Below are 22,980 nucleotides of genomic sequence, written 5' to 3' on the forward strand. Positions count from 1 at the left end.
GGCTTGGTACACTGAACGTAATCAATTGCAAAAGGCAGTAGATTGGCAGTTTACTACTGCCGATGCTCGGATTCGACTGAAGCGCCTCTATCCACAAATTGAAAACTGACAGTCCACTAGTCCCGTCCGTCTGAGGGTTGGCAGCAGACTATTTCTGATTTGAGGGTTGTTCTACAATAGGGATTTAAATAGCTGAGCGTAAACTTTTGAAAAATTTTCAAGTTGTTTATGTAAGGCTGTCTAGTCCAAGACAGTCTAGTTAGTGTTGCCCGGATAGTAGGTAGGGTGTAGAGAGATTGGTATCGTGTGTGATATTCTAACCCAGCTACGGAGTGGGCAATTGCTCATGGTCAATAGCCGCAAGCGGAATGGCTTGATTCTCTACAAGCCGTTTCATGCTGAGTTTGCTGGCCCTGGGGCTGCGATCGGAGGAGAGTTTGATCGCAACTGTGAACGAGTCGTTTGCGTGGGTGAGCTCTCTGTGATTGAGCCAAGCTCCAGCGACGATCGTCAAAAGGCTTACTTAATCCGACGGCAATGGATTCGGCTCATCCAGCAAATTACAGACACGCCGGATGCCCATCAACGGGTCAGGATGCTGTTACAACAATTCGAGAACTATTTTTCATCGGAGACGATTAAACAAGTGCCCGATGAGGCGTTTGCCCAGTTAGTTGGAGTTTTGCCGCACACGGTCTATCGAGTGCGGCATTCTGCTCCATCGGCTTCAGAGAACGTTAATTCATAGATTGCATTACGCAGGATAGATCCGAATCCGTCGGTTGGGCTCATCGCCAAAGCTGCGGGAAGTCAGGTGATAGTGTTCCACCAATTCATGTTGCATTTTGCGAACATTGGCCGATCGGGGCAGCAGCTCCACGGGTTGCCCCTTGGGAATGACAATTTGTTCCACGGCCAACCGTGCTTCTTCCAGGGCTTCTAACTCATCGTCTGTATCTCCTCGGGTAAAGAGACTCAAATCCGGCGTTTCCGGTTCGCTGGGGTCATCCATGTTCAGGAGTCGCCGCAGCCCTAGGGCAATTTGGGGAATGCTGCTGGATTTCAGCGTGTGGATGGGAATTTGGCGGGCCTTAGCTAAGTGGCGCAACTTGGAGTGATTTTTAACATGGGAGCGCAGGGCTAAAACGGCATCTGCTGAGTCGATATCTTTGGTTAAAACGATCGGTAGATTCAGCGTCGTGATTAACTGATCTAACTGGTGCCGACCAATGCCGTAGGGGTAAACCTGAAGGGGCAATTCTTCGCCATTGGCTCCATAGTGGGCTTCTACGGCAGAGACGCCATCGAAGCTATTGCCCAACGATCGATCCAACAGGTGCTCAAACTCCCGCCGTTCCAGACTGGGATTGGAAATGGCCTGCATCCGACCGGACGATCGCCAACCCACGGGCTTATCGGGCACGGCGACGGGGCCACTGCTGTAGGTGGAACCATTAGCGTAGGATGGCCCGCCATAGGAGGATCCGCTGTAGGGCGGTTGGCCACCGAGGGGGGCAACTTTGAGGGGGCGATTTTTTGGCGGAATGGGGACGGGGCCACCGGACTCCTGGGTAATGATGACCTGGCCTTTGCTGTCTACGGTGCGGACTTGGGGATTGGGCTGCCGTCCCCGCAGCAGCATGTCTACGGTTTGGCCAACCTCTTCATGCACTGTCCATTTCTGCCGCTCCAACATTTCCACGGCAATGTCAAAGGTGGGAGGTGCTTTGCGTTCCAGCACACTTTTTTGACTGCCGCGCCGACGGGCTTCTTCGTCGCTCAGGGTGACGGATTGAATCCCACCGATCAAATCGGATAGGGTGGGATTTTTCATCAGGTTTTCCAACTGGTTGCCGTGGGCTGTGCCGACCAGTTGCACCCCCCGTTCGGCGATCGTGCGGGCGGCGAGGGCTTCTAACTCCGTGCCAATTTCATCAATCACGATGACTTCCGGCATGTGGTTTTCCACGGCTTCGATCATGACTTGGTGTTGCAGTTCCGGTTGGGCCACTTGCATCCGCCGCGCTCGACCGATCGCCGGGTGGGGGACATCGCCATCCCCAGCAATTTCGTTGGAGGTGTCGATAATCACGACTCGCTTTTTCAGGTCATCAGCCAGGACGCGGGCAATTTCCCGCAGGGCCGTGGTTTTGCCAACACCGGGACGCCCCAGCATGAGAATCGATTGTCCACTCTCCACCAGATCGCGAATCATGCCGATCGTGCCAAAAACCGCGCGACCGACTCGACAGGTCAAACCAATCACATCCCCTCGGCGATTGCGAATGGCACTGATGCGATGCAGGGTTCGTTCAATGCCCGCGCGGTTATCGCCGCCAAAATCCCCCACCCGTTGAATGCTCTCTTGCAAATCCTCCAAGGTGATTAAGCGATCGGACAAATATTCAGCTTTGCCAGGAAAGCGGGCTTCCGGTTGTCGCCCCAAGTCCATCACCACTTCCACCAACAGATTTTTTTGAGGATGGGCTTGCAAGGTGGTGCGTAAGTCCGGCGGCAAAATGTCTAACAGTTTGTCTAAATCATCGGTAATTTTGTGTTCTACTACCGTTTGGGACGTAACACCGCTTGATGGATCATCCATGGTAGAGGATGTTTCAAAATCAGTAGAAATGTTATCAACGGAAGAATTGGAATCGCTAGTGTGATGGGACAAATGATGATTGGATGAATTAGACACGTTGTGATTAGACAGGTTATCGGGATACAGGCTGTCGATCGATTCGGTCATAAAGAATTTCAAAGAAGAAAAGGAAATTTCATCAAGAATCGTGTTATCTCGGGAAATACTCCCAAGATCGAGTTTATGTCACATTTCCTAGTCCATGGGCGTTAACCAGGCTACAGCCGAGCGAAATTTTTTAAGGGAGAAACCAAATTGGTCGCAAGTTCGACCCCTGCCCAAAGCAGATCGGGGTGGTCTTCCAATCGTGTGGACCTGCGTTCTTCCAACTGATGTAAAACAGGTTGAAGAATCGATCGCGCGTAACTGCCATAGGCCACTCCAGCAATGGTGGGTGGAGTTAGGCTTCCGGTTGCTATCCCAGGGGGGACACCCTCCGATGTCGTCATTCTAGCGAGACTATTTCTCGACTGCATGGCAACGAATCGTTCTTTTTCGTCTGACTGGCTAGGATCCGGTATGACCTGAGGGGCAGAAAGCCAGTCCAGCGATCGCAATTTTTCCACAGTATGGCGATTGGTTCCGCCAGCCAGTTGCACAAATCCCGGTAATCCGGCTTGCAAGACCTTTTGCCCCAGTTGAATGCAAGCCCGAGTGGCTCCATCCCCAATGTCACCGCTCATGGGCCGACCATCGGTCTGCCAGACGAGGGCGCAGGAAGAAGGCAAAGTAGGCTGGATCAAGGTCGCTAAGGCCCAGAGGTAATCGATTAACTCCTCCCCATCGGGACAACTCACGGCGATTAATTTAAGCCGATCACACTGGGGTTGAATCGATCGCCAGAGTCGCTGAAAATCCTCAAACCGCCCCACTTGGGTATGGATTTCCACCGCATCGACCCCCGCTTGTAGAACCGTGGGCGCAATCACCTCCGGCGCGTAAACGTAGGAACGGGCATGGATTTGTTCGATCGGGCAAATGGGCAAACAGCGACCACAGCCATAGCACAGGGCATCAATCACCCCAGCGTAGTCCGGCCGAAACACGATCGCCTCAGCGGGGCAAACCTTTTCGCAGGGTCTCGGACAGTCGGTAGGACAGGCGGTGCTAGAAAATTCTGCTTTGCGAAAATGCGGATCTTCACCATCATTCAAGCTCACCATGAGCCACGGCGTTGTGTCTCCATTGTAGCTCGGTCGATGGGAATTTGGGTGAAATTTTGGTACTAGAGTATTAGCGATCGCGATGGCTTCCCGCACGGTGGCAATAATGGCTGGATCGGCAGCCACATCAATGCAATCGACTCCGGCTAAGCTGTAGACGATCGCTAAATTGCGGATGGCCGGAATATGTTGATAGCTGGCACCGCAGATCAGTTTGACCCATTGCCCGGTTTCTAGAGAGATGCGAGGACGTTGAAGCTGCATTAGCGTAGAGTAAACGCACTATCGGCGCGATTGAAAAATTCCAGTTCCCCGGAGCAGATCGAGAAAGGCAAAGACCGCCGGAGGATGTAACATCTCTGCAACCACCGCTGCACCAATGACTCGCTCCAAGGGCACGGGTAACGATCGTACCGCGATCGATTCCGGAATGGGCATGGCGGCGAGTCGCGGCAAAATGGCAGCCCCCAATCCCTGGGCCACCATACTGACGATCGTAGAATCTTCTTTAACTTCGTAGGTGGCCTTGAGCGATCGGCCCCACTTGGCCCAATGCTCACGCACCGCCGAGGTACATTCCGCATAGTTGTAGAGAATGAACTCCTGATCCGCCAACATTTCCCAGGTCAATTGTTCCGGCAGGGTGGGATTGCGATGGGGCAGGAGTACGACAAATTCATCCCGCGCAATTTCCCAGGTGTCAAATTCCGCCGATCGGGGCAAAGGAACTAAACCAATATCTACCTTGCCTTCCCGTAGGAGCTGGTCGATCGTCGTGGGGTCGCTTTCCGTCAAGGTCACTTCAATTTGGGGAAAGCGATCGCGAAACTGCACAATTTTTGACGGTAACAAGTGGGTCGCTGCACTACGAAACGAAGCAATGCGTACTTGTCCGCCATGTAAGCCCTTGGCCTGCTGGACTTCCTGCTCCATGCGTTGGCGTAGATCCAACATTTGGCGGGCGTAGGGTAAAAGACGTTCTCCCGTTTGGGTGGGATAGGCTCCAAATCGGCCTCGATGCAGAATTGGCACGCCTAATTCATCTTCCAAGGCCGCGATCGCCCGACTGATTGCAGCTTGGGAGACATCCAGATCCAAGGCCGCAGCGGAAAAGCTGCCCCGCTCAACCACTGCCATTAACGCTTGGAGGTGAAAAATGTTCATTCAGCACATCAATTCGAATTTTGCATAAACGTACCCTGGATTCTGTTTTGTTCCTCAAGGAGGGTAGAAGTTAGCTTAGGGACATCAAAGTTAACTTGAGTAAACAGATTTTAAGAATTCTAGAATCTGCCACTCATTGCTAGACAACGCCAACGTTTTACTGATTGCACCTATGTTTGAACTGCTGCCTTACCATCGCTTTCGAGATACGCCTAGTGTTAGTTTTTTTGATATTACAATTTCAGGATCCAATGCCCGTGATTTAGTCATCCATGAAGGCCCTGCCATCAGTCCCAACAATACGGACGAGGGCTACTGGCAGTTTTATATGCATCCCAACCAAGAGGACAATTTAATGGCTTTGTCCGGGGGCCGCACCTTTTACCTCGTCAACTTTAGTTGGGATTATCCATTCCACATGGTGCGGCTAGAGGCTAAGGGCGCGATTCTGCGAATTCCGCCGGGAACCTTCCACCGATCGGTATCGGATCCCAATGGGTCGATCGTGCTGAATCAGGCGGTGCGGCTAGCGGAGACGACGGTGGAAAAGGAATTTCGCGTTTACAGCAGTGCGGACATTCCCCGCTTAATGCAGGTAACGGCTAAAACGGCACCGCCCCCCAAAATGCATGGCTTCCGTGAAATTGAACTCCGGCTAGCCTCTTGATGCGGCTCCAGACATCGGGGCTCTGATGGGTCACCCTGGATGGCACGATCGTCCGACCGAAGAACCCCGATGTCTCAACTCAGCGCAATCTCCCAAATCATTTCCCCTCCATTCTAAAAGCGTTCAACGTAATCCTTCAGTTCGCCACTCATACGACGAATCCCCCGCAGTTGATCTTCTTTGATAAAGGACAGCGCAAATCGGCTTACCCAACCTGAGAACCGCTCTTGGTAGAGGTATTTCGTTACGGCAGGCCCTACATCCTGCAACTCCAGCGCCACGTCACTCCGAAAGCCGGGAATGGATGCTTTCCAGTGCAGGTTAAATGTGGGTTGGAGTTGCGTCACCGTTGCCTTGAATTCCACTGGATCGTCTCCCGGTACCCGTCGCAGGGCTAATACGATCGATTGCCCTGCTTGGAAGGACAACTTGGGGCTGCAATCGTAGAGAAAGGTGTTCCAAAACCGCCACCGATCTTTGTAGACTAATGCTTCCCAGACGGCTTGGCGGGGGGCAGAAATCAAGGTTTCATGATAAAGCGTTGGCATAATTGCAGCTCATCGAAGCTCTCCTTTTCTATTCTGCACGCTGATTTTTGAATTCTGAAGGTTGACTTGTGAAGAAGGAAAGATGGGCCACGATCGTTGCGAATTCCTGGAGAGGTCTTTCCTTACTCCCAGCAATCTATCTTAAAATTAAGAGTTTGCACTCTTACCGGAATAGGCATCCATGGCACAGTTGACCCCAAATCCTAGCTACAGTTTGACCCTTCGTGTTCAAGTTCCGAATCGTCCCGGTATGCTGGCCAATATCACCCAGGCCGTATCTAATTTGGGGGGGAACTTCGGACATATCGAGTTGATTGAACAAACCCGTGATGTTGCGATTCGGGAAATCAACGTCAATGCCGCCAGCGAAGACCATGCGGAATCGATTACTGAAGCGGTCAAGGCACTCCCTGAGGTGAAGGTCTTGGATGTCTACGATCGCACGTTTACCCTGCATCGTGGCGGCAAGATTACGGTACAAAGCAAGCAAGCTTTACACGGACAGGACGACCTAGCGATGGCCTATACTCCCGGTGTGGGTCGGATTTGTAAGGCGATCGCGGCGGAACCGGAGCGGGTGTATGAACTGACAATCAAGCAAAACATGGTCGCGATCGTCACCGATGGTAGTGCTGTGCTGGGATTGGGTAACCTGGGGCCAGAAGCCGCCATGCCTGTGATGGAAGGCAAGGCCATGCTGTTTAAAGAATTTGGTGGGGTGGATGCCTTCCCAATTTGCGTGGATACTCAGGATACCGACGAAATTGTCGAAACGGTCAAACGGATTGCACCCGTATTTGGTGGCGTCAATTTAGAAGATATTGCTGCGCCCCGCTGTTTTGAAATCGAAGCGCGGTTGCAACGGGAATTGAATATTCCAATTTTCCATGACGATCAACACGGTACGGCGATCGTGGTTTTGGCGGCCTTAACCAATGCGTTAAAGCTGGTTCAGAAAGACATCAGCCAAGTGAAGATTGTGATCAACGGTGCGGGGGCTGCGGGCATTGCCGTGGGGAACCTGCTGAAGAAAGGGGGGGCACAAACGATTTGGTTGTGTGACTCGAAGGGCATCGTCTCCCGCGATCGGACTGATTTAAACGAAGCGAAACAGGCTTTTGCCGTTGACCAGGCGGGGGATTTAGCATTAGCGATGCAGGGAGCCGATGTGTTTCTAGGCTTAAGTGCACCCGGTGTCGTTCGCGTAGAAATGGTGAAATCCATGGCGCAGGATCCCATTGTTTTTGCTATGGCGAATCCGATTCCTGAAATCCAGCCGGAATTGGTTCGGGATCTGGTTGCAGTGATGGCGACTGGTCGGAGTGACTATCCTAATCAAATTAACAACGTTCTAGCGTTTCCCGGTGTGTTTCGTGGAGCATTGGATTGCCGAGCCACAACCTTAACCACCAATATGTTCCTCCAAGCGGCCTTAGCGATCGCGTCCTTGGTCAATCCCCAGGAACTCAACCGTGAACATATTGTGCCTTCTGTGTTTGACGATCGCATTGCTCCAGCGGTTGCCGCAGCGGTTCAAAAAGCAGCGCGCGAAGATGGCGTTGCCCAACACTAGAGAAGAATAAAATCACGGATTTGGCCTCGACAACCTGTTAGGTCTGGGCTTGTCGAGTGGGTTGGGGACAAGATCTGAAAATATTACCTAACCCTTTTCTGCTGCCCCTTCTCTTCTGCATGAGAGAGGGGGCTGATTCGTTCTTGGATCACGTGATATACACCCGTTAAGACTCAAATCTTAGGGTACGCTAGGGCTCAAGTTTGAGCGTGAGTACAGAACAGGGGGCATGGTGCAGGACATAGTGACTCACACTGCCTAGCAGAAGTTCTTTCAGCCCAGAATGACCGCGACTGCCGATCAGAATTAAATCGGCGTCCCACGACTGGGCCAACTCACAAATGACCCGTCCAGGATGTCCCGGCAGTTGGCGGATTTCGGTGACTATATTGGCTTGGTTAGCGGTGGTGGCGAACGATCGAAGTTGCTCCAGTTTCGCGCCTGCGTAGGTTTCCCATTCCCGTCGCCAGAGTTCGATCGTGGAGTCGCTGCCCGGTGACCAGTATTGCGGGTCTACCCCCGGCGGAACCAGGATGGGACTGCCTTCTTCGTTTCCCGATAATACATGCAGTAACAGCAATTCTGCTGCGTTGCACTGCGCGAGAGACAGGGCAGTTTGAAAGATGGATGCTCCAGCCGATGAGCCATCCAGGGCAACTAGGATTTTCTTAAACATAGGTTTACCCTGCGATCGTGTCCTATGCTTTTATCCTACGCAATAGGTTGACTGACAGGCTGAATAGCGGGCATTTTGCCACTAAACTTATTGCTCATTTCCGGTAGGAGCACAATTACAGGCAGTAGGATAGAAGTATAGAAGCATTCAGCACCGAGATTGGCAGTGGGAGATCGGGGTAGAGAATACGGTGCGATGCCATACCTGAACCCCGACCGGGAGGTCAGCCATGTCTTGCTTCAGGCTTGCCGGGATGATTGTTGACGTACTCCACAGGACGCTATTTCCGGGAACGGTGATGGTGGAGGATGGCAAAATTCGATCGATTCAACGGCAGGATAGCGTAACTGCGGAGCAATACATTTTGCCGGGATTGGTGGATGCTCATATTCACCTCGAAAGTTCCCTTTTGCCGCCCACGGAATTTGCCCGATTAGCCACCGTCCATGGCACCGTGGCCACGGTGTCCGACCCCCATGAAATCGCTAACGTTTTAGGGCTAGCGGGCATTCACTGGATGGTGAGTCAGGCGGCAAAAACGCCCATGGAAATTGCCTTTGGTGCGCCGTCTTGCGTTCCTGCAACGCCCTGTGAAACCGCAGGCGCAACCCTCTCGATCGAGGCCATTCGCACGCTGTTTGAGCAGGAGGGACTGACCTATCTCAGCGAAATGATGAACGTGCCAGGAGTCTTGGTGCGGGATGGGGAGGTGATGGCGAAAATTGCCTTAGCGCGCGAGTTTGGTTATCCGATCGATGGCCATGCGCCCGGTTTACGGGGAGCGGCGGCACAACGCTATGCTGCGGCGCAGATTTCCACGGATCACGAATGTTTTACCCTGGAAGAAGCCCTAGATAAGCTAGCAGCGGGCATGAAAATCCTGATTCGGGAAGGGTCAGCGGCTAAAAATTTTGAGGCATTACATCCGTTGATTGATCGCTATCCCGATCGCTGTATGTTTTGTAGCGACGATCGCCACCCCGATGATTTGGTCAATGGGCATATTAATCGATTGGTACAGCGATCGATTGCTTTGGGTCATGATGTGATGAATGTTTTGCAAATTGCCTGTGTGAATCCAGTACAGCATTATGGCTTAAAGGTGGGGTTGTTGCAGGTGGGAGATCCGGCGGATTTGATTGTGGTCAATAACTTGCAAGACTTCCAAGTTCAGCAAACCTACTGCAAGGGGCAACTGGTCGCGAAGAATCAGCAAGCCTTGTTACCCCACCAATCCGTTGAGTTAATTAACAACTTCCATACTTGTGAACAGCCGATCGCAGCCTTCGCCATTTCAGCGGTAGGTCGAGCGGGGCAATGGGTGCGGGTGATGCAGGCGATCGACGGCCAGTTAATCACGCCAGAAGTACACTTGCCTGCGTTGGTGGAATCGGGGGCTGTGCAGAGCGATGTGACACGAGATGTGTTGAAAATTGCGGTGGTCAATCGTTACAACCATCAACCACCAGCCCTAGGGTTGGTTCAGAACTTTGGATTGCGGCGTGGGGCGATCGCCTCCAGTGTGGCCCACGATTCCCATAACATTGTGGCGGTGGGAACGACGGACGGGGAATTGTGCGCAGCGGTGAATGCGGTGATTCGTGCCCAAGGGGGAATTGCGGTCGTGGAGGGCGATCGGGTGGAGGTGCTGCCATTGCCGATCGCGGGGTTGATGAGTGACCAGGAGGGCTATGGGGTGGCGGCTCACTATGCAGCGTTGACGCGCCGAGCGCAAGAATTGGGATCGCCACTAACTTCACCCTTTATGACGTTGTCTTTTATGGCCTTGTTAGTGATTCCCGAGTTAAAGATGAGCGATCGGGGATTATTCAGGAACTCAGATTTTCAATTTGTTCCGCTGTGGGTGGATAGGGATTAAACAACTCTCGTAATTTTTGCGACTTTGGGCATTGATTCAGCGATAATGCGGGCATTCTAAGGGGGAGAGGATTGTTGTGAAAATGGGTGAGAGTTGTCCATCATGCTGAGTCGGAATGGGGTGTGGAGCTTATCTGTGGCGCTGTGCCTTGGGTTGTCCTTGGGATTGGGTGCTTGCCAAAAGCAATCGATCGCCCCGGTCACAGTTTTGCGATCCAATGCGTTGCCCCAGGATGCCAAGATTCAGGTTTACATGAACCAAAATCCGACAGCGGAGTTTCAAGAACCTTACCGTCCTATTCAACGAGCTGGGGATAACCTCGAACAGCAAATTATTGATACGATTAATCAGGCGCAATCCACGATCGACGTGGCGGTGCAGGAATTTCGGCTACCGAATGTGGCGAAGGCATTGCGCGATCGCTCGGCAGCAGGAGTCAGGGTAAGGGTAGTCTTAGAAAACCAATACTTTAAACCCTACAGTACTTATACTGCTGCGGAGATTGCACAATTAGACGATCGTGAAAAGTCTCGCTATGAAGAGGCAAAACGATTTATTGATACGAATGCTGATGGTCAGTTAAGTTCTGATGAGATCGCTGATCGGGACGCTTTAGTAATTCTCGATCGAGCTAATCTTCCACGAATTGATGATACTGCTGATGGCTCTAAAGGTAGTAATTTAATGCACCACAAGTTTATGGTGGTGGATGGCCGTTCGGTGATTACAACATCGGCGAATTGGACAACATCGGATGTACTGGGTGATGTGGGTGTGCCTGCCAGTCGTGGCAATGCTAATAATTTCCTGAAAATTGAGAGTCCTGAATTAGCCAAGTTATTCGCTGAGGAATTTAATATCCTGTGGGGGGATGGCCCCGGCGGCAAGCGGGACAGTCGGTTTGGCAATCGCAAGCCCTTTCGGGGGGTACGGCAGGTTAAGGTGGGGGATGCGTTGGTGGAGGTACAATTTTCGGCGACCCCACGTAAGGTGAGTTGGCAACAATCGACCAATGGGTTAATTGCCAAGACGTTGACTCAAGCGAAGTCGTCGATCGCCATGGCGTTATTTGTCTTTTCTGACCAACAGTTGGTGAATGCGCTGGAACCGGTGAGCCAGCGAGGGGTGAAGATTCAGACTTTAATTGAACCAGGCTTCGCCTATCGATTTTATAGTGATGGGTTAGACATGTTGGGTGTGACGTTGCATGATACATCCCGCGATCGCTGCCGGATCGATCCGACGAATCGCCCCTGGAAACAGCCGATTAAGACGGTGGGGGTTCCTAAAATGCCCCCTGGAGATTTGCTACACCATAAATTTGGAATTGTCGATAACAACACAGTGGTTATGGGCTCCCACAACTGGACGGAAGCAGCTAATCGCGGTAATGATGAAACACTTTTGGTAATTCATAGCAAAACGGTAGCGGCTCATTACAAGCGGGAATTTGAGCGGTTGATGCAATCAGTGACCTTGGGGGTACCGCCTGCATTGCAGAAGAAGATTGCCAAGCAGCAGGACGATTGTAAGAATGTGAAGTCTTCGATCGACCAGTCTGGGCGGGTGAATGTAAATACTGCAACGGTAGAAGAATTGGATCAGTTGCCGGGAATCGGTAAGAAGTCAGCGGAACGGATTCTGGCTGCCCGTCAGCAGCGGCCTCTGCGAGGGTTACAGGATTTGGCGCAGATCCCCGGCATGACCCCGAAGAAGCTGCAAAAACTGGGCGATCGGGTGACATTCTAGCCAGGGCTGCTGTAAATCGTTGCTACAGGTATCCTTCCCCAGCGGTTAGCACTTGCGTTGCCGTCAGATGGAGCTGTGGGAAGCTTGGGGACACAATTGCTGCTTCTCCTGCAAAGGCTTGAAACTGGTACGCGCCATTGATTAAGGTGCCAACCTTCACCCAAGCGAGATCGGGATCAATAATCCACAGTTCAGGAATGCCACGTTCAGCATACTCCCTAGCTTTTGTTCATAATCTCGTCGATAGGATTCCTGATCCTTACGACTGTTCGAAGCGACTTCAATTACCAACAACGGGGTCGGTGCGTCAGCCCGGAGAATTTTGCCGTCTGCCATGATTGCAGCTTTGGAGGCTGACGAATGGACGATCAAATCTGGTTGCCTTGCCGTGGCTTGGGTCGAACTGACGCTGATTTGATGCCTAATGACGAGATGTTGCCGAGGAATTCCCAAATCTGCCAAGACAAAGACGAGAAACATGGCGATCGCGAGATTCAGCGGATTCTCTGCACCTATTTCGACTAATGCTCCATCGACCAATTCATAGCGAGCATCTGTCCCATCGTCGTAGGTCAGATATTCTTCCAAGGTCATTTTTTGTTGGGTGATGGCCATGAATCGCTTCCCTGCTTAGGGATTTGCAAAGAAATAATATTCCCTCTTCATTCCCCTACCCTCCTACCCTTTTACTCTCCTACCCCTACCCAATTGGGATTTTATTTATGCACTGTTCCCTTACTGGGATGCCTCTATTCTAATCGAAGGGTTCGTTATACTGAAGCAACGCTTTTAAGTGAACACCTTGCAATTAAAGGCCGCAAATTAACGTTGTACAACCGCTAGCTCAATGAATCCAACAATTGAACTACAAATTCGTGAACTGGAAGAACGGCTGAGACATGCGATGCTGGCGTCGGATGTGGCGGTTTTGGAAGAACTGCTGGCTCCCGACATCATCATCACCAGCCACCTCGGCGATCGCTTGACGAAACAGGATGATCTCGCGGCCCATACCTCCGGTGCCTTCAAAATCGATGAACTGCAACCGTCGGAACAAGTGATCCAAGTCCATGGTGAGGTGGCGATCGTCTCTGTGCGGATGCAGGTGGCGGGCAGTTACAACGGCAATCCCACCAATGGCAACTTGCGTTATACCCGCGTGTGGGCTGTGACGGTTAGCGGCCATTGGCAGATTGTTGCGGCTCACATTGGGCTCATTGCTGATCCTAGCGTTGCGGATTGATAGAGCCAATTGTCTCAACCTAGGATTTTTCCTGTTTTGGAAATTTACATTTTACTTCGATCGAGAAATCTGATTCAGTTTTACCGCTAGCGATGACGGGAATGCCCCCTTCTGCACTGATTTTAATGTTGAATTTTAAATTCACTTCTTCCACATCGGCGATCGCGAGGTTCTTAAACGCGCCGATCGCGTACTGGGTATAGCCCTGAATTGTACGGTGCACATCCGCTAATTTAACGCGCACTTCCGGCGGTACCGTTGTGGGAATGGTCAGGCTTCTTTTAACATTGGGATCATAGCTTTCTAAATCATCCCCCGGTTGGTTGGGCTGGGTTGCCTGAATGGGTTGGGTCGGTTCCACTAGGACATCGTAGGTGGTATCGGCATCTTCGAGGATAAGGCGTTGAATCTGCATCGGATCGCTCTCTGGAGAATGTTGGATTATTTGTAATCGTAGCTTGTTCGTTATTGTGCCAGGTTTAGTCTGGGATGAAGCAGGAGACACTTGTGTTTAGGAAAAATTACGCCGATCGTACTTCCCCCATCCCTGCGCTATGATCTAAATTACTTGAGCAACGATCTAGCTATTCTTGCCAAGGGTAGGGAATGCGAGTTGGTCGAATAGAGTTAGCTTTTTTGAGGAACACTCTTCTATGATTAGCGAACAACGACTACTTGATCAATGGCGACAGCTTCCTGTAGATAAACAGCAGGAAGTGCTTGATTTTGTGGTGTTTCTGGCTCAACGCAACAGCAGCAAATCCGAAGTCATGCCAATGAGTGATCCCCGCACACAGTTCCAACACCTCCGCGAACAAATCATTGCCGCAGGAATTCCCCTCTTGAGTGATGCTGAAATTGAACAAGAAGTTGCCGATCGACGTGGTGGCTATCAGGAAACAGCTTCATGATTCAGACATTTATTGATACAGGTGTCCTGATTACTGCGGCAAGAGGTAATGATTCGACGGTTCAAACTGCCTTGAATATTCTCCATGATCCCGATCGAGAATTTGCATGCAGCCCATTCCTGCAACTTGAGTTGCTTCCTAAGGCGATTTACAACCAGCGTCAGCCCGAAGTTGACTTTTATGAAGCCTATTTCGCGATCGTGACCCACTGGGCCACTGACCTTGATGGCATAGTTGCTACTGCCTACCGAGAGGTAGCTGAGTTTGGTTTGGGTGCAATGGACGCGCTTCACATTGCTGCTGCGGTTGCTGTCAGTGCTGACGAATTTATCACTAATGAAAAACCGGGAAAATCGATTCACCGGACACCCAGTATTCGAATTATTTCTATCCGAGAGTCGGATTAGATCCCCAGAATGATGATGACTGTCGGGATAGTGGATGGGAGTGCGTTGAGCCGGTGAGGGGATCTTTTTTCGGGGCATGATTTATCCTGTGGAAGTAGGGTTTTCCTGTGGCTCTAGGTAGGTTCAGCTTCCATGGATCGTTACGCGCTGGTGATTGGGATTGGTCAGTATGATGGGATGGCTTCGCTCTCTAAGCCTGCGGGGGATGCGATCGCGCTGAAGCAAAAGCTGGAAGCCAATGACTGGCGGGTGAAGTGCTTGAGCGATCGGGTGGATGGCAAAACGCTGGAAGCGGCGCTGACGGAATTTTTGGAACGGCTGGCGGTGGGGCAGGATGCGCTGATTTACTTCACGGGCCATGGGTTCATGGTGGAGGAGAGTGAGGACGATCGGCGGGGCTATTTGGCAACTTCGGATTGCACGATCGAGGTGGAAGCGGAGAAGATCGTCTCACAGCGGCGGGGGCTGTCGTTTAGTCGGTTGAATGGCTTGATTCAGCGGGCGCGGTTGAGCAGTTTGGTGGTGTTGCTGGACTGTTGCCATGGGGGGCTGTTTGTGGAAGATGGCCTGGTGAAGCGGAGTTTGAAGGCGGAGGCGGATCAGAATTTTTGCTGGATTGCAGCCTGTCGCAGTTTTCAGCAGTCCTATGCCCGGAAGTCGGAGGCGCACAGTTTGTTTACGGGGGCACTGCTGGAGGCGTTGGCGGAGGGGCAGGCGGAGAATGGGGAGGTGACGGTGCTGTCGGTGCTGCGCTTTGTGAATGCGGCGTTTAAGCAGTTGCAGATGCAGGAGCCGATTTACATTGGGGCGGGGAAGGATATTCCGCTGATTCGCTATGGGCAGCGGGTGGTGGAGCCGACGCGGATTCGGGAGGAGAATCCTTACCAGGGGTTGTTGGCGTTTACTCCGGCGACGAAGCAGTTTTTCTTTGGGCGCGATCGGGTGGTGGATGACCTGGTGCTGAAGCTGGAGGATGGGAATTTTGTGCCGTTGATTGGGGCGAGTGGGAGTGGGAAGTCGTCGGTGGTGCGGGCGGGGTTGGTGCCTCGGTTGGAGGGGTTGGGCTGGCGGGTGCTGGAGCCGATCGTGCCGGGAACTGATCCGATGTGGGCGTTACGATCGCTGACGGCGGGCTTGTACGAGGGTGATGTGATGACTCCCGATGGAGGAGTGCGGCCTCGGATTGCAGGGGATGGCAGGATTTTGCTGGTGGTAGATCAGTTCGAGGAAGTGTTTACACTTTGCCGATCGCCGCAGGAACGGGTTCAATTTATCGAAGCGCTATTGGCCTTGGCGGGAGATCTCGATCGGGTGGCGATCGTGGTGACCATGCGGGCGGATTTTGTGGAAGCTTGTTTGGTGCATGAAGCGTTAACGCAGGTAATTCAGCGGGATGCGGTGTATTTGGGTGCGTTGACGGGAAGCGATTTGGAGGAGGCGATCGAGCAACCGGCGATCGTGCAGGGAGCGAGTCTTCAGCCGAAGTTATTGGCGCAGATTTTGCAGGATGTGGCATCGGAGCCGAATTGTTTGCCGCTGTTGGAGTTCGCGTTGACGCAGTTGTGGGAGAAGCGATCGGATAGGGTGTTGACGTTGGCGGCCTATCGGCAGCTAGGTGGGGTGGCGGGATCGTTGAATGCCCATGCGGAGGCCATTTATAAGCAATTGGCGACGCAGAAGCGGGAGGATTGGGCAAAGCAGGTACTGTTAAAGCTGGTGCGTACAGGAGAAGGAAATAAGGATACTCGCCAGCGACAACGTAAGGTAGATTTATTAGCAATGGGAAAAGATTCGCTAGAACGGGAGGCGATCGAATCCGTGATTGCAACGCTAGTCGATGGTCGTTTGTTGGTGAGCGATCGGGTTGATGACCAAGATGCGATTGATCTGAGCCATGAAGCGTTGATGACTTCCTGGGAACGGTTGGTGGGATGGCGGGAGGTAGATCGGGAAACTCGAAGATTAGTCGATAAAATCGAAGATGCGCAGCGGGAATGGCAGGCAAATCACCAGAAACGGAAATATTTGCTAGAAGGACGATTGTTGAAGGATGCCCGACGGTTGCTGAAGGCAAGGCCGGAAATAGTTTTGGGTGTGAAGGGGTTTATTCAGAAAAGTACCTGGTGGCGCAGAACCCAATTGGCGGGATTATTAGTGATACCCACTTTAGTTCTTGGAATTCCAGCCGAGTATTTGTGGCGTGAGGAATCGATAAAAAGAGATTATGTACGGATTGAACAACTTGGGAATGGCGTGCAGGGAGAGCGGGATGCGGTGTTAAACCTTGTGGGGGGCTGTTGGGCAAAGCAGCAGTTTTCTGTAACACTTCACCGACAGTTTGATCTATTAGAGTATCTTAACTACTTGGAGATTTTTCTCAATTACTTTCGGGAAAGAGCTTTTGGGAATTGTAGATCGCTCCAAAATGCCAAGCTTGATAAAGCCGATCTTAGATTTGCAAGTTTAGATGGTGCCGATCTTAAGTCAGCGAATTTGAGCAGTGCTAACCTCAAGGAGGTAAATCTAAGTGGTGCTAATCTTGTATCAGCGAATTTGAGTAATGCTTATCTTGGATTAGCCAATTTGAGTAGTGCCAATCTCATATCGGTAAATCTAAGTGGTGCTAATCTTGTATCAGCGAATTTGAGTAACGCTAATTTCTGGGATGCAAATTTAAGTAGTGCTAATCTCGGAGAAACTAATTTGAGCAATGTATTTCTTAGATTCTCGAACTTGAGTAATGCCTATCTTGGCTCAGCTAACTTGAGTGGTGCTGATCTCAGTTCTGCAAATTTGAGCGATGCTAATCTCGTATCTGTCAACTTAAGTAATTCTAATCTCAGTTCTGCAAATTTAAGCAGTGCTTCTCTTGGGACAGCAAATTTACACCATGCTAATCTTAGTGCTGCAAATTTTTGGAATGCGTCTCTTTGGGATGCGAATTTGAGTAATGCATCTCTTGAGGGGACAAATTTGAGTGGTGCTTCCCTTATCACTTCAAATTTACAAAATGTAAAATTTGGATGTCTCGAAAATAGAAATGATAAAAATCAGTGGATAAAGCAATGTTCTAACTTGAAGGATATTTACTGGGCGCAGACTAATTGGAATGGGATCCAAGGCTGGGAAAGCGTTGAAAATATCCCCCATGCATTGAAACAACAGTTGGGGCTGAAGGCTTGGAGGAAGGACGTAAGAGAGAAGATAGAGCAGGGAAAGAAACCAACGGGACGATCGCGAAAATAGACCTGAACTAAAATAGAAATAGCCTTCAGGATCCCAGCCATGCCTCAAACCGAAACCTCACCCCCCACAGAAGCCATCCAAAAAGCGATCGCGCTTGTTGAGCAACTCCCCGCCGACAAACTCACAATTGCTCTCGACTTCCTTGAAAAACTCACCCAAACAACCGATGAAGCCAGCTTAATGCAAATTATTCAACAGCCACTCAGCATCGATCGTACTCGCCTCAATGAATTACGCGATCGTTGTGAATATGGCCATCTCAGCCCCGAAGAACACCAAGAACTCACACGGTATGAGGATGAACTAGAGCGGCTTAACGTCGATCGAATTGATGCAATCATGCACCTTGCAAAACTCAGAAACATCGACTTCCAAACCCTCTATCAACAACTGACCCCTAATCATGTCGCCTGAGTTCGATTACATCTCTGTTAACCTTCGCAATGCAGTCAGAGATCGTGCCCGAAACCATTGTGAATATTGCGTTTGTCCCGCTAATTACTGCCCCGATAGTTTTACAATCGATCATACAAAACCGCGTCAATCTGGCGGCCCCACCACATTAGAAAACCTTGCGTGGTCTTGCCATGGCTGCAATAGCTTCAAACACGTTAGAACAACCTTCACTGACCCAGAAACGCAACAAGAAATATCACTCTTCAATCCCCGTCAACAATCTTGGTCTGAGCATTTTCAATGGAATGTCGATTGTACGCAAATGATTGGGTTGACAGCCTGTGGACGTGCCACGATCGTCGCTCTAAAACTCAATCGCCCTAATGTGATCAACTTACGCCGTTTACTTGCAAATGCTCAGTTGCATCCACCATCCTGGTTACTTGAAAGTGACTAGACTAATGTAATCCAGATAATTTCAGGATTTTGATTGATCCTCTCAATCCGATCCAACACCAGACGTTATCATCACAATCTGCTGCGATCGCTTCTGCCATCACCCCAGCCTCAAAGCCCTCATCAATCCCGCAGAAGTGGAAGCCTGTTATGCATAGAGGCAAAATTGACTACACATTACAATAGAAACATCCTCCACCCTCTTTAGCCATGCGCGCGATCGAAACAATTGGCACCATTGATGCCCAAGGCCACATTCAACTGGATACTCCGCACCCCGAAGCCGTCGATCGTCGAGTTCGCATCATCATGCTCCTGGAAGAAGATGACCTTGCCCCAAGCCAATGGGAAAACGCGATCGCGACCAATTCCAGCTTTGCATTCCTCAACGATCCTGAAGAAGATATTTATACCCTCGCAGACGGCAAGCCAGTTAGCTATGAAGGGTAAAATTGTTCTGATTCAATTTCCCTTTGATGATCTTTCCGCTAGTAAAGTTCGTCCTGCTTACTGTCTCACCGACGCGATCGGCAGTTATCAGCATATCGTGTTTGCTTTAATCACTAGCCGCATTCCCAGCACACCAATGACTACGGATATCCTGCACAACCTTAAGATTTCCATTGCCCACACTGCCGCAATAAAAAACCGGGTATGAATCCACACCCGGCTTCCAATTCGAATTAGGTTGAGTCCCTGGTCAATTAACCCGCTGCCCGATCGGTCAACTGAGTCAGCACCTGGTTCGATCGCTCCACAAAGGACTTCATGCCATCGGCGTCAAATCCTTTCTGCGCCATCAACGCCAAATCATAGATGTGATGGCAGATCATGTTGGCCAAATCCCCAGAAGGCGAAGCTACCCCTTCCAAAGACCCTTTGCTGAGATTCGCGAGGTTCTGAATCAACGGGTGGGATGTATTCAGCAACAGAATATGCTCTTCGGGGAATTGCGCCTGCTGCTGCTGCATCATCGCCATCATTTCCTGCAAGCGGCGTTGTTCTTCGGGGAGCAACACCATGGCAGGCGGCGCACTGGCCGGATCGTCGGCTTTGATGGACTCGGTACGGATGGTGATCTTAGGCCGATTCAACGCCCCTGTGAACAGATCCTTAATGCGATCGCTCAACGTTTTGTTAGTTGCTGGATCAACAATTTCGGAATTGTCCTTTTCAATCAAAGACTCATCCAAATCGGAATCCACCCGCGAGAACTTCACCTCGGAATATTCCCGCTCTAGGAAGGTGGCAAAGTGGCTATCGATGAAGGAATCTAAGAAGAGAACTTCGATGCCCCGGCTCTTGTAGAGATTGACGTAGGTTGCTTGAGTGACCTCATCGGTGCAATAGAACACACGATTTTCGTGTTTTTCTTTGTTGCGTTCCAGATAGTCCTTCAGGGTGGTGTAGGTTTTGCCGTCGATCGTGTTTGTGACGGATTCTTCTTTCCACACATCCCCATCTGCCGTTTCCACTTCCACCTTCGGCGCTTCAGCCGCAGGTTCCTGCCAAGTGGTGCGGAAGATGACGATCTCTTCCACCTGCTTTTTGAACTTATCGTCGTTCATGGAGCCGAACTTGACGAAGGTGCCCAAGTCCTGCCAGGAGCGGATGTAGGCAGATCGATCGTCGCGGTACAGTTCCTTCAAGCGATCGCCTACCTTCTTGGCAATGTAATCACCAATCTTCTTGACTGTGCGATCGGCTTGCAAGAAGCTACGGGAGACATTCAGCGGAATATCGGTACTGTCAATCACACCCCGTAACGGCAAGAGGAAGCGAGGAATCACTTCTTCGCAATTATCGGAAACGAAGACCTGATTGCAGAAGAGCTTAACGGAACTCTTGGTAATGTCAACGTCGGGTTTGAGCTTGGGGAAATAGAGAATCCCGTTGACCACGAAGGGATAGTCGGTATTCAAATGCACCCACAGGAGCGGATCTTCTTGGAAGGGATAGAGGTAACGGTAGAACTCTAAATACTCCTCTTGGCTGAGGTTGCTGGGGGACTCTTTCCAAGGGGCCTTTTGTTTGTTGACCTGTTCCGGTTCCTTGGTCGCTTCGCCATCCACGATCGTCAGTTTGATCGGGTAGGGCATGAAGTCGCAGTAGGTTTTCACCAAGTTGCGAATGCGGTACTCTTCCAGGTATTCCGCTTCTTCGTCTTGGAGGGTGAGGGTGACGGTGGTGCCGCGCGTGGTGCGTTCCGAATTTGACAGTTCAAAGCTGGTAGAGCCATCGCAAGTCCAATGAACGGCTTGGGCGTCGGGTTTGTAGGAGAGGGTATCCAGTTCCACCTTCGAGGCGACCATAAAGGATGAATAGAACCCTAGCCCGAAGTGGCCAATGATCTGTTCGTCGCTGTTAGCTTTATATTTTTCGACAAACTCTTCAGCACTGGAGAAGGCGACTTGGTTAATGTATTTCTTGACCTCCTCAGCGGTCATCCCGATGCCCGTATCGCTGACGGCCAAGGTTTTCGCTGTTTTGTTCAGGGTGATGGTAATTTCCATCTCGCCCGGTTCGCCGTTCAGTTCCCCCGATCGGGCCACCATGCTGAGCTTTTTCATGGCGTCTACGGCGTTGGAGATCAGTTCCCGCAGGAAGATCTCGTGATCCGAGTAGAGCCACTTTTTAATAATCGGAAAAATATTCTCGGTATGGATTGAAATATTGCCTTGTTCCAGAATGGTGCTCATAGAAACCCCTGGACTTGCCCATTGATACACAACAACACCCAATATTTTGGGCGATCGTGGGCCAACAAGCTCCCTACTCCTAAGGACGGATTACCCTACATGCCATGGGAGTTTGGACGTAGGTCGATCGGCCACCCCGTTTCAGTGAGATTACGGAGGCTTGTAAGTCAATAGGGGCGCGAACTTCATACAAGCTTCAGAAAGATTTCCTTTAAGAAAATGTATTTTAGGACACTAAGTCTAGATTCCATAGGCGATGTAGCCTGATTGGAGGCAAGCGTGAAGTTTAAGGGTAGGATAAATTTTTTGGTCGCCGAATGATTTTCTCTATTCCCTGTGATAGATTTTGACTATCGAAATTCGGTGTTGCTACCAACCTCCGTCAGGGTATTGTGAACCTCCTGTAAAGCTTATTTCTCTGTATAGTGGCTGCAAAAAGAATAACTAGGCAAATTGATTAACGCTATACAAGACCCCACTCAATGCAATCTAGTTTGTTGGATGATTCGTAATTCTGAGCGTGTGTTTGGCTAGCTTTCGAAATCAGTTTGTAGAAAGCGTCAGACTCAGAGCCTTCGTCAGTTCAGGTGCTTCTGCCAGTTGTCACCATTTGGAGAGCAATTGGCTATGAATCAGGTTAAATTATTTTTCGCGACTGCCGTTTTAAGTGGTTTGGCAATTATCGGCGCTGGGCAGGCTTCTCACGCTGCGACCTTGTTGGGAGAATATACCTTTGAACCACTCCCCAATCCTGGCTCGCCCAATGCGACGGGTGTTGTTCCTGGTCTGACGTTTAGCCCATTTGAGTATGTGGGGAATGGAACGACTAACTATCCGGTTGGATACAACCCTAGTAATCCCCCACAGAACAATGGGGGCAAGTCCTTTTCAGCAGACAGTTTTTCGCCGGATGCTAATATAAATCTCAACACTCCCGCAGCGGACGACTATTTTAAATTTAGCATTACTGCTGATCCAGGGTATACCTTCAATTTGGCTGCTTTGAACTTTGTTGCTCAGCCTAATGGAAATGCTGCGCCAACCACTATTCAAATTCGGTCTAGTTTGGATAACTTTGCTTCGACCTTGTTTGATGGTGCCCTTGGGCCTAAAAATAAGTGGACGCCGTTCAATATCCCATTGGCTTTGCAGAATCTGACGGCAATCACTTTCCGTTTTTATCCTTACGGGTACCCCTGTTAAGGTGATCTTTTGTACTATTCTGGGTTGAGTAAGCGAGTCGTTGCGACATGGGGATGTTTTGGGTCAAACTGCTTTTTCGTCTTGGGCTTCTTCGGACCGCGTTTAGATTTGCGAAACCGTTTGAGATTAACTTGTGCCGCCCAGGCTTGCAAATATTGGGCAAAGTCATTGGGTGGCATCGTCCCAAAGGGTTGCCAATCGGTGGGCAGGATGGCAATCTCTAAGCCGCGCCAAGTGGCTTGGACATCCTCGACGACGTAATAATCGGATAGCTGTTCGTCAATCACTGTGGCACCATGAACTTGCTTGAGTGCGGCTTTGACGGTTGAGAGAATATTGAAGGAAACTAAGGCAATACA

The 22,980-nt window shown here is 50.7% G+C and carries 23 protein-coding genes and 1 pseudogene; 14 read left to right on the top strand and 10 right to left on the bottom strand.

Annotated elements, in window-relative coordinates; translation table 11 throughout:
• Positions 1-304: 304 nt before the first annotated feature.
• Entirely contained in the window at positions 305-748 is a 444-nt protein-coding gene (locus ACN4EG_RS22620) for a hypothetical protein (protein ID WP_431632474.1), read from the top strand.
• Positions 749-754: 6 nt separating this feature from the next.
• Here the strand turns inward: ACN4EG_RS22620 and ACN4EG_RS22625 are convergent, their stop codons facing one another.
• The 3 genes from ACN4EG_RS22625 to ACN4EG_RS22635 all read right to left on the bottom strand — a co-directional run bounded on the left by ACN4EG_RS22625 (position 755) and on the right by ACN4EG_RS22635 (position 4,968).
• Positions 755-2,602, bottom strand: coding sequence for a R3H domain-containing nucleic acid-binding protein (locus ACN4EG_RS22625; protein ID WP_431632475.1), 1,848 nt, complete (start codon positions 2,600-2,602; stop codon positions 755-757).
• Positions 2,603-2,859: 257 nt separating this feature from the next.
• Positions 2,860-4,068, bottom strand: coding sequence for a circadian clock protein LdpA (ldpA, locus tag ACN4EG_RS22630; RefSeq protein WP_431632476.1), 1,209 nt, complete (start codon positions 4,066-4,068; stop codon positions 2,860-2,862).
• Positions 4,069-4,086: 18 nt separating this feature from the next.
• Positions 4,087-4,968, bottom strand: coding sequence for a LysR family transcriptional regulator (locus ACN4EG_RS22635; protein WP_431632478.1), 882 nt, complete (start codon positions 4,966-4,968; stop codon positions 4,087-4,089).
• A gap of 172 nt (positions 4,969-5,140) precedes the next feature.
• Between ACN4EG_RS22635 and ACN4EG_RS22640 the strand changes: the two genes are divergently transcribed.
• Positions 5,141-5,635, top strand: a complete 495-nt coding sequence (locus tag ACN4EG_RS22640) for a redox protein (protein WP_431632479.1) — start codon at positions 5,141-5,143, stop codon at positions 5,633-5,635.
• 113 nt (positions 5,636-5,748) lie between these two features.
• On the opposite strand, the gene ACN4EG_RS22645 is transcribed toward ACN4EG_RS22640, so the two are convergent.
• Positions 5,749-6,183, bottom strand: a complete 435-nt coding sequence (locus ACN4EG_RS22645) for an SRPBCC domain-containing protein (RefSeq protein ID WP_431632480.1) — start codon at positions 6,181-6,183, stop codon at positions 5,749-5,751.
• Positions 6,184-6,364: 181 nt separating this feature from the next.
• Between ACN4EG_RS22645 and ACN4EG_RS22650 the strand changes: the two genes are divergently transcribed.
• A complete protein-coding gene (locus ACN4EG_RS22650; protein ID WP_431632481.1) occupies positions 6,365-7,756 on the top strand; it encodes a malic enzyme-like NAD(P)-binding protein in 1,392 nt (463 codons plus the stop codon).
• Positions 7,757-7,946: 190 nt separating this feature from the next.
• On the opposite strand, the gene ACN4EG_RS22655 is transcribed toward ACN4EG_RS22650, so the two are convergent.
• A complete protein-coding gene (locus ACN4EG_RS22655; protein ID WP_431632483.1) occupies positions 7,947-8,432 on the bottom strand; it encodes a universal stress protein in 486 nt (161 codons plus the stop codon).
• Positions 8,433-8,661: 229 nt separating this feature from the next.
• On the opposite strand from ACN4EG_RS22655, the gene ade reads away from it, so the two are divergent.
• The gene (gene ade / locus ACN4EG_RS22660; RefSeq protein ID WP_431632485.1) at positions 8,662-10,311 is read left to right on the top strand and encodes an adenine deaminase; all 1,650 of its coding nucleotides are present in this window, start codon (positions 8,662-8,664) and stop codon (positions 10,309-10,311) included.
• A 102-nt stretch (positions 10,312-10,413) separates the two neighbouring features.
• Positions 10,414-12,060 (top strand): phospholipase D-like domain-containing protein, encoded by a 1,647-nt coding sequence (locus ACN4EG_RS22665; protein WP_431632486.1) that lies wholly within the window; start codon positions 10,414-10,416, stop codon positions 12,058-12,060.
• Positions 12,061-12,082: 22 nt separating this feature from the next.
• Here ACN4EG_RS22665 and ACN4EG_RS22670 read toward each other — a convergent pair whose 3' ends face one another.
• Positions 12,083-12,220 (bottom strand): hypothetical protein, encoded by a 138-nt coding sequence (locus ACN4EG_RS22670; RefSeq protein WP_431632488.1) that lies wholly within the window; start codon positions 12,218-12,220, stop codon positions 12,083-12,085.
• On the bottom strand, positions 12,217-12,675 hold the full coding sequence (locus ACN4EG_RS22675; RefSeq protein ID WP_431632489.1) for a Uma2 family endonuclease: 459 nt from the start codon (positions 12,673-12,675) through the stop codon (positions 12,217-12,219). The genes ACN4EG_RS22670 and ACN4EG_RS22675 overlap by 4 nt, the downstream gene beginning before the upstream one ends.
• 232 nt (positions 12,676-12,907) lie before the next feature.
• Here ACN4EG_RS22675 and ACN4EG_RS22680 point away from each other — a divergent pair, with 232 nt between their 5' ends.
• Positions 12,908-13,303 carry a nuclear transport factor 2 family protein gene (locus ACN4EG_RS22680; protein ID WP_431632491.1) on the top strand — a complete coding sequence of 132 codons (396 nt, stop codon included), beginning with the start codon at positions 12,908-12,910 and terminating at the stop codon, positions 13,301-13,303.
• A 19-nt stretch (positions 13,304-13,322) separates the two neighbouring features.
• Here the strand turns inward: ACN4EG_RS22680 and ACN4EG_RS22685 are convergent, their stop codons facing one another.
• Entirely contained in the window at positions 13,323-13,718 is a 396-nt protein-coding gene (locus ACN4EG_RS22685) for a CU044_2847 family protein (RefSeq protein ID WP_431632492.1), read from the bottom strand.
• Between the two features lie 238 nt (positions 13,719-13,956).
• Here ACN4EG_RS22685 and ACN4EG_RS22690 point away from each other — a divergent pair, with 238 nt between their 5' ends.
• From ACN4EG_RS22690 to ACN4EG_RS22720, 7 genes are all read left to right on the top strand, one after another.
• Positions 13,957-14,214: a hypothetical protein gene (locus tag ACN4EG_RS22690; RefSeq protein WP_431632494.1), complete on the top strand. Its 258-nt coding sequence runs from the start codon at positions 13,957-13,959 to the stop codon at positions 14,212-14,214.
• Positions 14,211-14,621, top strand: coding sequence for a type II toxin-antitoxin system VapC family toxin (locus tag ACN4EG_RS22695; protein ID WP_431632496.1), 411 nt, complete (start codon positions 14,211-14,213; stop codon positions 14,619-14,621). The genes ACN4EG_RS22690 and ACN4EG_RS22695 overlap by 4 nt, the downstream gene beginning before the upstream one ends.
• A gap of 132 nt (positions 14,622-14,753) precedes the next feature.
• Positions 14,754-17,867: an nSTAND1 domain-containing NTPase gene (locus ACN4EG_RS22700; protein ID WP_431632497.1), complete on the top strand. Its 3,114-nt coding sequence runs from the start codon at positions 14,754-14,756 to the stop codon at positions 17,865-17,867.
• Positions 17,868-17,906: 39 nt separating this feature from the next.
• Positions 17,907-18,281 (top strand): hypothetical protein, encoded by a 375-nt coding sequence (locus tag ACN4EG_RS22705; RefSeq protein WP_431632498.1) that lies wholly within the window; start codon positions 17,907-17,909, stop codon positions 18,279-18,281.
• Positions 18,271-18,720, top strand: coding sequence for an HNH endonuclease (locus tag ACN4EG_RS22710; RefSeq protein ID WP_431632500.1), 450 nt, complete (start codon positions 18,271-18,273; stop codon positions 18,718-18,720). Before ACN4EG_RS22705 ends, ACN4EG_RS22710 begins: the two co-directional genes overlap by 11 nt.
• A 209-nt stretch (positions 18,721-18,929) precedes the next feature.
• Complete coding sequence (locus ACN4EG_RS22715; protein ID WP_431632501.1) at positions 18,930-19,169, top strand: hypothetical protein; 240 nt, start codon at positions 18,930-18,932, stop codon at positions 19,167-19,169.
• Positions 19,159-19,377: a hypothetical protein gene (locus ACN4EG_RS22720; protein WP_431632502.1), complete on the top strand. Its 219-nt coding sequence runs from the start codon at positions 19,159-19,161 to the stop codon at positions 19,375-19,377. The genes ACN4EG_RS22715 and ACN4EG_RS22720 overlap by 11 nt, the downstream gene beginning before the upstream one ends.
• Positions 19,378-19,423: 46 nt before the next feature.
• Here ACN4EG_RS22720 and htpG read toward each other — a convergent pair whose 3' ends face one another.
• Positions 19,424-21,418 (bottom strand): molecular chaperone HtpG, encoded by a 1,995-nt coding sequence (htpG, locus tag ACN4EG_RS22725; RefSeq protein ID WP_431632503.1) that lies wholly within the window; start codon positions 21,416-21,418, stop codon positions 19,424-19,426.
• A gap of 627 nt (positions 21,419-22,045) precedes the next feature.
• Here htpG and ACN4EG_RS22730 point away from each other — a divergent pair.
• The gene (locus tag ACN4EG_RS22730; RefSeq protein WP_431632505.1) at positions 22,046-22,621 is read left to right on the top strand and encodes a hypothetical protein; all 576 of its coding nucleotides are present in this window, start codon (positions 22,046-22,048) and stop codon (positions 22,619-22,621) included.
• Positions 22,622-22,635: 14 nt separating this feature from the next.
• On the opposite strand, the pseudogene ACN4EG_RS22735 reads toward ACN4EG_RS22730, so the two are convergent.
• Positions 22,636-22,980 (bottom strand): annotated as a pseudogene (locus tag ACN4EG_RS22735) (IS4/IS5 family transposase); the annotation flags it as partial.

The organism is Alkalinema pantanalense CENA528 (genome assembly GCF_050753345.1).
Classification (GTDB): domain Bacteria; phylum Cyanobacteriota; class Cyanobacteriia; order Leptolyngbyales; family Leptolyngbyaceae; genus Alkalinema; species Alkalinema pantanalense.

What these genes read in the sequence shown, in the direction of transcription:
- ACN4EG_RS22695 (WP_431632496.1), top strand. Translation starts at nt 14,211, where the DNA reads ATGATTCAGACATTTATTGATACAGGTGTCCTGATTACTGCGGCAAGA.
- ade (WP_431632485.1), top strand. Translation starts at nt 8,662, where the DNA reads ATGTCTTGCTTCAGGCTTGCCGGGATGATTGTTGACGTACTCCACAGG.
- ACN4EG_RS22635 (WP_431632478.1), bottom strand. Translation starts at nt 4,968, where the DNA reads ATGAACATTTTTCACCTCCAAGCGTTAATGGCAGTGGTTGAGCGGGGC.
- ACN4EG_RS22640 (WP_431632479.1), top strand. Translation starts at nt 5,141, where the DNA reads ATGTTTGAACTGCTGCCTTACCATCGCTTTCGAGATACGCCTAGTGTT.
- ACN4EG_RS22655 (WP_431632483.1), bottom strand. Translation starts at nt 8,432, where the DNA reads ATGTTTAAGAAAATCCTAGTTGCCCTGGATGGCTCATCGGCTGGAGCA.
- ACN4EG_RS22650 (WP_431632481.1), top strand. Translation starts at nt 6,365, where the DNA reads ATGGCACAGTTGACCCCAAATCCTAGCTACAGTTTGACCCTTCGTGTT.
- ACN4EG_RS22720 (WP_431632502.1), top strand. Translation starts at nt 19,159, where the DNA reads ATGAAGGGTAAAATTGTTCTGATTCAATTTCCCTTTGATGATCTTTCC.
- ACN4EG_RS22680 (WP_431632491.1), top strand. Translation starts at nt 12,908, where the DNA reads ATGAATCCAACAATTGAACTACAAATTCGTGAACTGGAAGAACGGCTG.
- htpG (WP_431632503.1), bottom strand. Translation starts at nt 21,418, where the DNA reads ATGAGCACCATTCTGGAACAAGGCAATATTTCAATCCATACCGAGAAT.
- ACN4EG_RS22705 (WP_431632498.1), top strand. Translation starts at nt 17,907, where the DNA reads ATGCCTCAAACCGAAACCTCACCCCCCACAGAAGCCATCCAAAAAGCG.
- ACN4EG_RS22715 (WP_431632501.1), top strand. Translation starts at nt 18,930, where the DNA reads ATGCGCGCGATCGAAACAATTGGCACCATTGATGCCCAAGGCCACATT.
- ACN4EG_RS22675 (WP_431632489.1), bottom strand. Translation starts at nt 12,675, where the DNA reads ATGGCCATCACCCAACAAAAAATGACCTTGGAAGAATATCTGACCTAC.
- ldpA (WP_431632476.1), bottom strand. Translation starts at nt 4,068, where the DNA reads ATGCAGCTTCAACGTCCTCGCATCTCTCTAGAAACCGGGCAATGGGTC.
- ACN4EG_RS22625 (WP_431632475.1), bottom strand. Translation starts at nt 2,602, where the DNA reads ATGGATGATCCATCAAGCGGTGTTACGTCCCAAACGGTAGTAGAACAC.
- ACN4EG_RS22700 (WP_431632497.1), top strand. Translation starts at nt 14,754, where the DNA reads ATGGATCGTTACGCGCTGGTGATTGGGATTGGTCAGTATGATGGGATG.
- ACN4EG_RS22690 (WP_431632494.1), top strand. Translation starts at nt 13,957, where the DNA reads ATGATTAGCGAACAACGACTACTTGATCAATGGCGACAGCTTCCTGTA.
- ACN4EG_RS22730 (WP_431632505.1), top strand. Translation starts at nt 22,046, where the DNA reads ATGAATCAGGTTAAATTATTTTTCGCGACTGCCGTTTTAAGTGGTTTG.
- ACN4EG_RS22710 (WP_431632500.1), top strand. Translation starts at nt 18,271, where the DNA reads ATGTCGCCTGAGTTCGATTACATCTCTGTTAACCTTCGCAATGCAGTC.
- ACN4EG_RS22665 (WP_431632486.1), top strand. Translation starts at nt 10,414, where the DNA reads ATGCTGAGTCGGAATGGGGTGTGGAGCTTATCTGTGGCGCTGTGCCTT.
- ACN4EG_RS22645 (WP_431632480.1), bottom strand. Translation starts at nt 6,183, where the DNA reads ATGCCAACGCTTTATCATGAAACCTTGATTTCTGCCCCCCGCCAAGCC.
- ACN4EG_RS22685 (WP_431632492.1), bottom strand. Translation starts at nt 13,718, where the DNA reads ATGCAGATTCAACGCCTTATCCTCGAAGATGCCGATACCACCTACGAT.